Source organism: Salegentibacter salarius, assembly GCF_900168265.1.
Classification (GTDB): Bacteria; Bacteroidota; Bacteroidia; order Flavobacteriales; family Flavobacteriaceae; genus Salegentibacter; species Salegentibacter salarius.
Map to the genome: position 1 here is coordinate 81,175 of NZ_FVZF01000011.1, position 9,851 is coordinate 91,025.

General features: G+C 37.9%; 11 protein-coding genes. 4 read left to right on the forward strand and 7 right to left on the reverse strand.

Annotated features, from left to right (window positions below):
• Window positions 1-72: 72 nt before the first annotated feature.
• The 4 genes from B5440_RS08115 to B5440_RS08130 all read right to left on the reverse strand — a co-directional run bounded on the left by B5440_RS08115 (window position 73) and on the right by B5440_RS08130 (window position 2,302).
• Window positions 73-498: a DUF4174 domain-containing protein gene (locus tag B5440_RS08115; protein ID WP_070052937.1), complete on the reverse strand. Its 426-nt coding sequence runs from the start codon at window positions 496-498 to the stop codon at window positions 73-75.
• A gap of 22 nt (window positions 499-520) precedes the next feature.
• Entirely contained in the window at window positions 521-1,138 is a 618-nt protein-coding gene (locus B5440_RS08120) for a DEAD/DEAH box helicase (protein WP_070052935.1), read from the reverse strand.
• A 123-nt stretch (window positions 1,139-1,261) separates the two neighbouring features.
• Window positions 1,262-1,627 (reverse strand): cupin domain-containing protein, encoded by a 366-nt coding sequence (locus B5440_RS08125; RefSeq protein ID WP_070052933.1) that lies wholly within the window; start codon window positions 1,625-1,627, stop codon window positions 1,262-1,264.
• 39 nt (window positions 1,628-1,666) lie between these two features.
• Window positions 1,667-2,302 (reverse strand): hypothetical protein, encoded by a 636-nt coding sequence (locus tag B5440_RS08130; protein ID WP_070052931.1) that lies wholly within the window; start codon window positions 2,300-2,302, stop codon window positions 1,667-1,669.
• Between the two features lie 207 nt (window positions 2,303-2,509).
• Between B5440_RS08130 and B5440_RS08135 the strand changes: the two genes are divergently transcribed.
• Entirely contained in the window at window positions 2,510-2,845 is a 336-nt protein-coding gene (locus B5440_RS08135; RefSeq protein WP_070052929.1) for a single-stranded DNA-binding protein, read from the forward strand.
• Here the strand turns inward: B5440_RS08135 and B5440_RS08140 are convergent.
• A complete protein-coding gene (locus tag B5440_RS08140) occupies window positions 2,836-3,738 on the reverse strand; it encodes a histone deacetylase family protein (RefSeq protein ID WP_070052928.1) in 903 nt (300 codons plus the stop codon). The genes B5440_RS08135 and B5440_RS08140 overlap by 10 nt on opposite strands.
• 168 nt (window positions 3,739-3,906) lie before the next feature.
• Window positions 3,907-5,994, reverse strand: a complete 2,088-nt coding sequence (gene metG, locus B5440_RS08145; RefSeq protein ID WP_070052925.1) for a methionine--tRNA ligase — start codon at window positions 5,992-5,994, stop codon at window positions 3,907-3,909.
• 135 nt (window positions 5,995-6,129) lie between these two features.
• Between metG and B5440_RS08150 the strand changes: the two genes are divergently transcribed.
• Window positions 6,130-6,699 carry a hypothetical protein gene (locus tag B5440_RS08150; RefSeq protein WP_070052923.1) on the forward strand — a complete coding sequence of 190 codons (570 nt, stop codon included), beginning with the start codon at window positions 6,130-6,132 and terminating at the stop codon, window positions 6,697-6,699.
• A gap of 58 nt (window positions 6,700-6,757) precedes the next feature.
• On the forward strand, window positions 6,758-7,117 hold the full coding sequence (locus B5440_RS08155; RefSeq protein WP_070052921.1) for a YraN family protein: 360 nt from the start codon (window positions 6,758-6,760) through the stop codon (window positions 7,115-7,117).
• A gap of 42 nt (window positions 7,118-7,159) precedes the next feature.
• Here the strand turns inward: B5440_RS08155 and B5440_RS08160 are convergent, their stop codons facing one another.
• Window positions 7,160-9,313: a prolyl oligopeptidase family serine peptidase gene (locus B5440_RS08160; protein WP_070052919.1), complete on the reverse strand. Its 2,154-nt coding sequence runs from the start codon at window positions 9,311-9,313 to the stop codon at window positions 7,160-7,162.
• 285 nt (window positions 9,314-9,598) lie between these two features.
• Between B5440_RS08160 and B5440_RS15460 the strand changes: the two genes are divergently transcribed.
• Window positions 9,599-9,851, forward strand: a 253-nt coding sequence (locus B5440_RS15460; protein WP_143533304.1) for a transposase, incomplete at its 3' end; no start/stop codon positions are given.

The window sequence follows — 9,851 nt, forward strand, 5'->3', positions numbered from 1 at the left end:
TTGCTTTTACAATAAATATAAAGAAAATCCTGAATAATTGCTGAATTTCAGGTTTTTATACTGTTTGTGGAGTTATCTGTTTTTCCGCATTTCTGCTTGCCGCATTGGCATACTATCTATGGTGTTGAATAGTTTTTCTACGGAAAGGACTTCTGTTTGATCCAGTTTTTCCCCACCGTCCAAACCAATAAGTATTATCCTGAAACCGCTTTTTTCAGCTTTATATTTCTGAAAAAGCTCAGAAGAAGTTTTCCAGTTCTCTTCTTCAAATCCGGTCGTATATTTTTCAGGCAAGATTTGGTAGATTACCAGTTTTCGCTCTTTTAAGCCTTGTTGGTGTTTTTGCAGTTCGGTAAGTTGTTGTTGAAATGTTTCGTTTTCCTCTTCGGCAATAATTAATACCAATCTGTCTTCCCATTGGTGTTTAGACAGGTCTTGCGCGTTTAAATTCATAGCAAAAGAGAAAATTAGTATAAGGAAACTTATTGTTTTTAGCATATTCTAAAATACAAAAAATCTACTATACCTTTAGTCTAAGTGTTTCGGCACGAGCCATAAAAGAATCTTTTAGGCGTTCAATTTTAGGATTCATCGTAGAGGCAAAAACGAGGTATTGACATTTTGTAATATGCTGCGGTATTCTAATCAGATCGTTATAATCGCTGTTTTTGGTTAAGAATTCGGCGTCTTCAACCGCAAGGATTTTTAACTGACTCACATTAATACCGGTAATTTTAAAAAGCTTGAATAACTTTTTTGGGGTAGCGATCACAATATCTACACCATCATAAATATCATCTTTTTGTTTGTCTATAGCTGGTGCATCGTGAGCGCTATACACACGCAAGTTCATATATTTTGTGAATTTGTTGAATTCTTCCTCCAGCGCCAGGGCAGCTTCTTTGTCCTGCACAAAAATAAGTGCTCTGGGAGCATCTTCGAAAGCTGCACTTTCCAATTTCTGAATTGTGCTAATTACCAGGGCGGTAGTTTTTCCTGAGCCTTCAGGAGCAACGATAAAAAGATCTCTTCCGCTTTTAATTTTGGGTAAAATTTGTTTCTGAAATGGAAGCGGATTTTTAATTTCCAGTCTTTCTAAAGCTTCTTTAAGCGGAATATTCAGTTTTTTAAACGACATACGATTTATTATTAGAGCTTTTGATTTTTTTAATCGTTGAACAAGGGACCAAAAGCTTCTGAAGTTTGCAAAGATAGCTTTCCCTATACTTAAGAGCTACAATTTATGGATAAAGCTTAATAATCAAATCCAATTTAGATTTTCTACACTACGATTATCTTTTACATCACCCGTATGTTTAGTAGTGGCCGGTTCAAAAAGCAATATCCAGGCTTCTTCTGATGCTACTGGGTTGTGCTCAACTCCTTTTGGAACGATATACATTTCGCCTTCACTTAGATTAATGGTCTTGTCACGAAATTCAATCTTCAGGCTTCCTTTGATAACCAGGAACATTTCATCTTCGTCTTTGTGATCGTGCCAAACAAATTCTCCCTTTAATTTGGCTAATTTCACCTGTTGCCCATTGAGCTCGCCAATAATTTTAGGGGTCCAATGTTCATTAAAAAGCTCAAATTTATCTTTTAGGTTCACTTTCTCAGGCTTCATAATTGTTTAGTTAACTAATCAAAAATAAGAAAATTGCGATTAGCTTTTTATGAGTTCTGGTAATTTATCCTCAATGGGGACACCTTTAATTCCTTCCTTGTTTTTTAAATAAGCCTCAATTTCGTTATCGCTCATTTGGTAAGTTTCTTTGAGACCATCAATAATTATTTTTAGATAGAATTCGTGAGGTGGGTTTATTTCATCTTTTAAATAATCTTCATTCGTAAAAGTGAAGATAGGAGAGTCTTCATCTTCTCCCAGGTAAATAATCTTCCCGTACCACGAATTGTTTTTCATATCCAGGCTACGGTTTTTAATTACTTGTTGAAGATCTATATCAAAATCACCTTCCAGTTTAATTTCCTGTTGCACTAGGTCCACAAATTGCTGTTGGGTGATGAGGTACATTCTCCCGAGGGTTTCTATACTTTTATCGAAGCTTGATCGGATAAACCCGGCGCCACCACCACTCCAGGTTTCGGAGGATTTAGCGAAGTAGAGTTCTCCATTAATAGTAATACTTTTAGATTTTTTTGGAAGCGTTTTATTGGTGCAACCGGGATAAACGCGTTTGGCATTTGCCGGGCGACCACCACTAATATAACAGCTAAAACGCTCTTTTAATAAATTAGAACCGTAACAGGCATACCAAACTTTGGATTCTTCTTGGGGCATTTTTTTTCTACAAGAAAGGCTTTCTTATAGAGAATAACAACCAGAATACATAAAATTGACTTTGCATCAGGTAGTAAAGTTTACAAACGTTTACAAACGTCTTTAAACGTAAACAAATAATTACCAACCGATTAATGGTGAATTCCAGCGCTATGTTTGTACCGTTGAAATGAACTAACGATTTTCAGCTTTTTAAATTAATACGTTATGAGCACTATTAGAAACAAAGTACAGTTGATCGGGAATGTGGGAAGAGAGCCTGAGATCGTAAACCTGGAGTCTGGTAAAAAACTGGCGAAATTCTCGGTAGCTACCAATGAAAATTACAAGAATGGAAACGGCGAGCGTGTAACCGATACCCAATGGCATAATATTGTGGCCTGGGGCAAAACCGCAGAGCTGGTAGAGAAATATGTAAATAAAGGGAAAGAAGTTGGAGTAGAAGGAAAGCTTACCAGCCGCAGTTGGGATGATAAAGATGGAACAAAGCGCTATATAACCGAGGTGGTTTGCAATGAGCTACTCTTATTAGGTCAAAAATAGATCTCTCGGGCCAGCCTATAGGTGTTTGCGTGAGCTTCAATAATCACTCTTATCTCTTTAGAATATCCGCCGCCCATACTGCATTGCACCGGGATGTTTAGATCGTGACAGGTTTGCAAAACGAACCTGTCTCTTTCTTTACAGCCATTAACTGTGCAGGAGAGTCGGCCGAGTTTATCGGTTTCTAAAATATCCACACCACTTAGGTAAAAGATAAAATCAGGTTTCTGTTTTTCAATTAGATCGGGTAAAGTTTCTTTTAATAGTTTTAAATATTGGTCATCGCCACTGCCATCAGGTACTTCAATATCGAGGTCTGATTGTTCTTTTTTGAAGGGGTAGTTTCCTTTACCGTGCATAGAAAAGGTGAAAACCGAAGAATCATTCTGAAAAATCTCAGCGGTACCATTTCCCTGATGAACGTCCAGGTCTACGATAAGGATCTTTTCGGCTAATTTTTTTTGCTGAAGATACCTGGCAGCAATCGCCTGGTCATTGAGCAAGCAAAAAGCTTCTGCACGATTGGTATATGCGTGATGCGTGCCACCGGCAATATTAAAAGAAATCCCATTTTCCAGGGAATAATGTACGGCTTTCATCGTACCATCGGCAATAATCATTTCTCGTTTTACCAAAGCTTCAGAAAGTGGAAATCCACTTCTTCTAATTTCTTTTTTGCTGAGTTTTAAATCGCGTAATCGTTCAAAATAACCAGCATCGTGAACATTGAGAATGTGTTTTTCATCTGGAAAGTCTGGTTCAAAAAAATTGTCTTCACTACAAGTTCCTTCATGAAGTAATTGCCTGGGTAGAAGCTCATATTTCTCCATCGGGAAACGGTGACCTTCGGGTAAAGGATGTTTATAGATGGGATGGTAAGCGATTTTGAGCATTTTGAGATTTTACGAGACTGCGCGAAAAGTTAAATTTTCGTCAAGCTGAACTTGTTTCAGCTTCTAACATGTCCTACCCTCGAACTTAGATCCTGAAATAAATTCAGGATGACGTTTTCAATTACTTTAAAGAGAATTTTATTTACACCTCAATAGACCAGCTAAAAACTAATTTATGGTAGTTCCCGGTTCTACACCATCTTCATCTGGATTTACGAAAACCAATTTTCCAGCTGCATTCTCGGTCATTAAGATCATTCCCTCGCTTTCTACACCACGCAGTTTTCTTGGGGCTAAATTGGCTAAAACCGTTACTTTTTTGCCTATAATTTCTTCAGCTTTGTAATGTTCAGCGATTCCCGAAACTACTGTTCTTTGATCTAAACCGGTGTCAACTTTTATCACCATTAATTTCTTAGTTTTTGGCATCTTATGGGCTTGAATAATAGTCCCAACGCGCAAATCCATTTTGGTGAAATCCTCGAAAGTTGCAGTTTCCTTTTGCGGCTCTACCACTTTATCCTCGGCAGCATTAGCTGTTTTTGTAGCTTCCAATTTCTCTAATTGTTGTTGGATTTGGGCATCTTCTATTTTGCTGAAAAGTAATTCTGCTTTCCAAATTTGATGACCTGCCGGGAGTAATGAATCGCGGGTAGCAATCTTATCCCATTGCGAATATTCTTCACCGGAAAGTTTATTTTCAGCATCGGTGAAGTTCAGCATTTTTTGAAGTTTTGCTGAAGAAAATGGTAAAAATGGTTCGCTTAAAGTAGCCAGTGCCGAAGCGATTTGTAAAGCCACGTACATCACTGTTTTTACACGTTCTTCATCGGTTTTAATCAATTTCCAGGGCTCTTCGTCAGCCAGATATTTATTTCCTAAGCGAGCCAAATTCATTAATTCGCCTTGCGCTTCGCGGAACCTGTATTTTTCAATAGAACTTGCAATAACCGCCGGATAAGCTTTTAGCTCAGCAATAGTTTGCTCGTCAACTTCAGAATAATCATTAGGTTTCGGAACAATTCCGGAGTAATATTTATTGGTAAGTACAACTACCCGGTTTATGAAGTTTCCAAAAACGGCAACCAACTCATTATTATTCCTGGCCTGGAAATCTTTCCAGGTAAAATCGTTGTCTTTAGCTTCAGGTGCATTTGCGGTTAATACATAACGCAATACATCCTGCTGATCTGGAAAATCCTCAAGATATTCGTGCAGCCAAACTGCCCAGTTTTTTGAGGTAGATAATTTTTTTCCTTCCAGGTTAAGAAATTCGTTCGCAGGAACATTTTCCGGCAAAATGTATTCGCCGTGTGCTTTTAGCATCACCGGGAAAATAATACAGTGAAATACAATATTATCTTTTCCTATAAAGTGAACTAGTTTAGTGTTCTCGTCTTTCCAGTAAGGTTCCCAGTCTTTGCCTTCGCGCTCGGCCCATTCTTTGGTAGAAGATATGTAGCCAATAGGCGCATCAAACCAAACATAAAGCACTTTGCCATCGCCGCCTTCAACAGGAACGGGAATTCCCCAGTCTAAATCGCGGGTTACGGCACGGGCTCGCAAACCATCGTTTAACCAGGATTTCACCTGTCCGTGTACATTGCTCTTCCAGTCGTGGGCGTGGCCTTTTACGATCCACTCATCCAGCCATTCCTGGTATTGATCTAAAGGTAAAAACCAGTGACGTGTTTCTTTTAAAGTGGGTACTTCTCCGGTAATTGCCGATTTTGGATTAATAAGATCTGTGGCGTTTAGCGAAGTTCCGCAGCTTTCACACTGGTCGCCATAGGCTTCCTCGTTTCCGCATTTTGGACAGGTTCCTGTTACAAACCTATCGGCCAGGAATTGTCCTGCTTTTTCGTCGTAAAGTTGTTGCGTAGTCTCTTCAATGAATTTTCCGTCTTCATACATTTTTTTAAAAAATGCCGACGCGGTATCATGATGTACTTTGGCTGAGGTCCTGGAATAATTATCGAAAGAAACCCCAAAATCTTCGAAAGATTTCCTGATAATTCCATCGTATTTATCTACGATATCCTGCGGGGTAACACCTTCTTTCTTTGCTTTTATGGTAATAGGTACTCCGTGCTCATCACTTCCGCAAACAAAAGCCACGTCATTGCCCTGCATTCGTAAATATCGGGCATAAATATCGGCTGGAACATAAACACCTGCAAGATGCCCAATATGTATGGGGCCGTTGGTGTATGGTAATGCTGCGGTAATCGTGTATCGCTGTGGAGTATTGCTCATTTATCTTAAAATTTATTGAAGCCGCAAAGGTAAGCAACTCCTTAAAAATACGCGTTAAATTCTTGTAAAACACAGGGAGACTAAGGTAAATGTTCCTCATTTTAGCCTAGAAATCTATTTCTAATATTTAACCAAATGAAAAAAATAAGCTTAATAATTTTTGTTCTTAGTCTAGTGTCCTGCGGAAGTTCTAATAATAAAATGTCTAAGGATAAATTTGTGGTTGAAAACCTTACAAATTATGATGCAGAAGATCTAGCTGAAACTTTTCCAGAAGCAAATATTCAGGAAGACACCGGTATGTTTGAAGAAGGCACTGTAGAAAGGGCCTATACCATCATCTATCCCAATACTCCGGATGAACTACATATTACCTGGAAAAGTGAAGAGCGCGAGGAAATTTTTGATATACGATTTTCAGAAAATGGAAAATGGAAATCTGCCAAAGGAATTGAAATTGGAACTTCTTATGAAGCTTTGAATCAACTAAATGAAAAGCAAGTCTCATTTTACGGATTTGGTTGGGATTATGGCGGCGCAGTCATGTGGAATGACGGGAAATTTGAAAAATCTAATTTAAGAGTGTTTCTATCTCCCGAAGGTGAAATAGATGATAAATTTTATGGAGACCGAATTATTGAAGCTAGCGAAGAAGAAACTGCAAACCTGGATTTAAAAGTGAAAAGTATAATGCTTATCAATTAGGTGCTTTTTACGGGAAATCCCCCGGTTTATGAAGTTTTAATAAAGCCTAAATTCGATTATGGCTCAGCATAATACTTTGGGGGAATTGGGTGAACGCCTCGCTGTGGAACATCTTTTAAAAAAGGGCTATGAAATTTTAGCTAAAAATTATGTGTATAATAAAGCGGAAATAGACATTTTAGCACGAAAGCATAAAACCCTAGTGGTAGTAGAAGTGAAAACGAGAAGCACACCCGATTTTGGGGACCCGCAAAGTTTTGTAAAGCCTAAACAAATTCGGCAGCTCGTAAAAGCTGCCGATTTTTTTTTAAACGATCACCAATTAGACCTGGAAGTAAGGTTTGATATCGTTGCGATAATCAAGAATAAAGCCGGCATTCAGGTAGAACACCTGGAAGATGCTTTTCTTCATTTCTAGTCTACATTTATATAGCTCTATTTAACATTATCGAATTTAAGGTTAGAGCTCTATTCCCAATTGCTCAAACAAAAAATAGTACTCATACAAAGTCTTATCGTGAGAATCTTGTTTTTTCAATGCCCCGCCATGGCCAGATCCCGGCGTAATATATAGATGGTAAAGCGCAGAAGGATCTCCTAGCTCCTGTAGTTTAGCAAGAAACTTATAAGAATGGTGGGGTGGTACTCGATCATCGGTATCTCCGGTAATCAAAAGGGTGTTAGGGTATCTCTTCCCTTCAGTTATATTATGAAGTGGAGAGTAGGATTTTAAATTTCTATAATCCTCTAAGTTTTCCGGGGTTCCAAATTCTTTTAGGTTTGTATTCATGCCACCAACTGTAAATAAATTAAACCTAAGCATATCATATGGGCCTGCTTCCGCAATAACTGCTTTAAAAAGTTCGGGTCTTTGTGTAGCAGCAGCTTCTACCAGTAATGCGCCATGGGAACCTCCTTTAATAACAAGTTTTTCTGAAGAGGTATAGTTGTTTTTTATTAAATATTCTCCTGCAGCGATGAAATCGTCTATGGCATTCTGTTTTTTTAATCGCCGGCCTGCTAATGCCCAATCACTCCCATTGGCACCCCCGCCTCTTATATTGGGAACAGCCAGGATACCACCGTGAGCCAATAAAAGTCCTGTAGCATAGCTAAAAGAAGGCTCTACAGTTGTTCCATAACCTCCATAACCATACATTAGCACAGGATTACTTCCATCTAGAACGGTTTCTTTATCACAAGTGATGTACATGTTTATCTCTGTGCCATCTTTTGAAGTATAAGTAACATATCTGGTTTCCAGACTATTAATGTCATAGGGCACCGAAATAGATTCAGAAGGTTTAAATTCAAGATTATCAAGATCTAGTTGGTACCAGGTGGAAGGGTGAAAAAAAGAACTTATACTAAACTTGGTGGTCCTGGCATCATCATTAAGTTCGTAGAAATGATTTAATTTCTTACCCTTCGGGAAATCTATTTTCCGAAGCAACTCACCTTTTAAATTAAAAATTAGAGCGATGTTTTGTCCCTCATTACGATAGATACACGCAAGTTTATCTTTACCCAATTTAAGTACGTATTGAAGGTCAATATCATATTCAGGGATGAACTCACTCAATTTATTAGGCGTGTTTAAATTAGCAAGAAGTACTTTGCCTTTGGGAGCTCCTATAGTAGTCTTTAGGAAAACAGAATCACCTTTAATATGTTTAATACTTAGTTCTACGTTTTCTTCTGCGGGATAAACCAGAAACCTTCTTGGTTGAAAATTTTCTTTGTTAAGATCTGCAATAGATATAGCATTATACCAGGTGCCCTGGGAATTTATATGATGGAATAATTTTAAGTTTTTCTCGTGAATATCATACCAAAAATTATAGGTGCCACTGGTATCCGGATTTTTGTATATAGGTTCCGGGTTCGCTGTAGCGTTATTTATGGAAAGACGGTATAATGTCTTATGGGTTGGGGTGTCTAATAATTCTCTACCTTCTTTAGGTTTTTTATAGGCGGTATAATATAATTCACGGCCGTCCCACTCCAAATTTGTACTTGTTCTAATGTTCTTAATCGTGTATGGAAATTTTGATCCCGTGGTGAGATCATAAATATGTCCCTGGGCCCAGTCGCTACCGTTTACCGAAATAGCCACAGCTATTAAGTTTTCACTTTCATTGATGCTTGTATTTCCGTAAAGAACACGTTCCTCTTTACTACTTATAATATCTTTTCCACTAATTAGTTTTTTCCAGTTTTGTTGATCTTTCAATTTATATAAAAGGTCCATAGAACCTGTATAAGGATTCCAGTCTTCTTTAGTTTCAAACTTATCTTCAAATTTTGGATCCTTTTTTATATGATCTTCGGTTTTTTCCCTCCGAACTCTATACATGGTTGCAATTTGAGCTCTAAGATCCCAGTAATTGGTTTGTTTCTTTGATTGTGCCCTGGTAAATCTAGCCTGTTCTTCCAGCCATTCCTTTAATTGCTCATCATTAGAATTTTCCATATACTGATAGGGATCTTCAATCACCTCTTCAAAATAGGTGTTTGTTGTAGCTTCTTTGGGGGCCTTTGGGTAATCATATTCATTTTGACAAAATGTGGTTATTCCTGAAAAAAGGAATAAGAGGATAGTGAAATTTCTCATTACGGCAATAAAAACTTGAATTAGGAGAAGTAAATTAGGGAGTTTACTCTTAGATTGTAAAATTTTTGTTAAAATTAATAATTTTCAGGAAAGTCTGAAATCTTAGGAAAGAAATTTACAATAAAACTTCTGATGCTCTCCCGAGATGAATCTCTTGAGTTAATAGTTATTTCGAATTTTTGAGGTTGAGTTTCCATAATCTAAAACTACTTTATAAAAAAGAGGCCGTCTGAAAAGGCAGCCTTTTTTGTTGTATTATTTTCTGGTTTTTAGTATTTTCATGTAATGAAAGCCAAAGCAGTATTTAAGACCTATGACCAGTCGCAGTTAAGTCTTTTACCTCCCAGTTATGATGATCTGGTCCCTGCCCATCATCCCGTTAGGATCGTCAATACGATTATTGATCAAATCGACATCGCTGACCTGGAGCGAAGTTATAAAGGAGGAGGTACCTCCAGTTACCATCCCCGGATGTTGCTCAAGGTGACCATCTATGCGTACCTTCGCAATATGTATTCCTCTCGTAAAATTGAGCAGG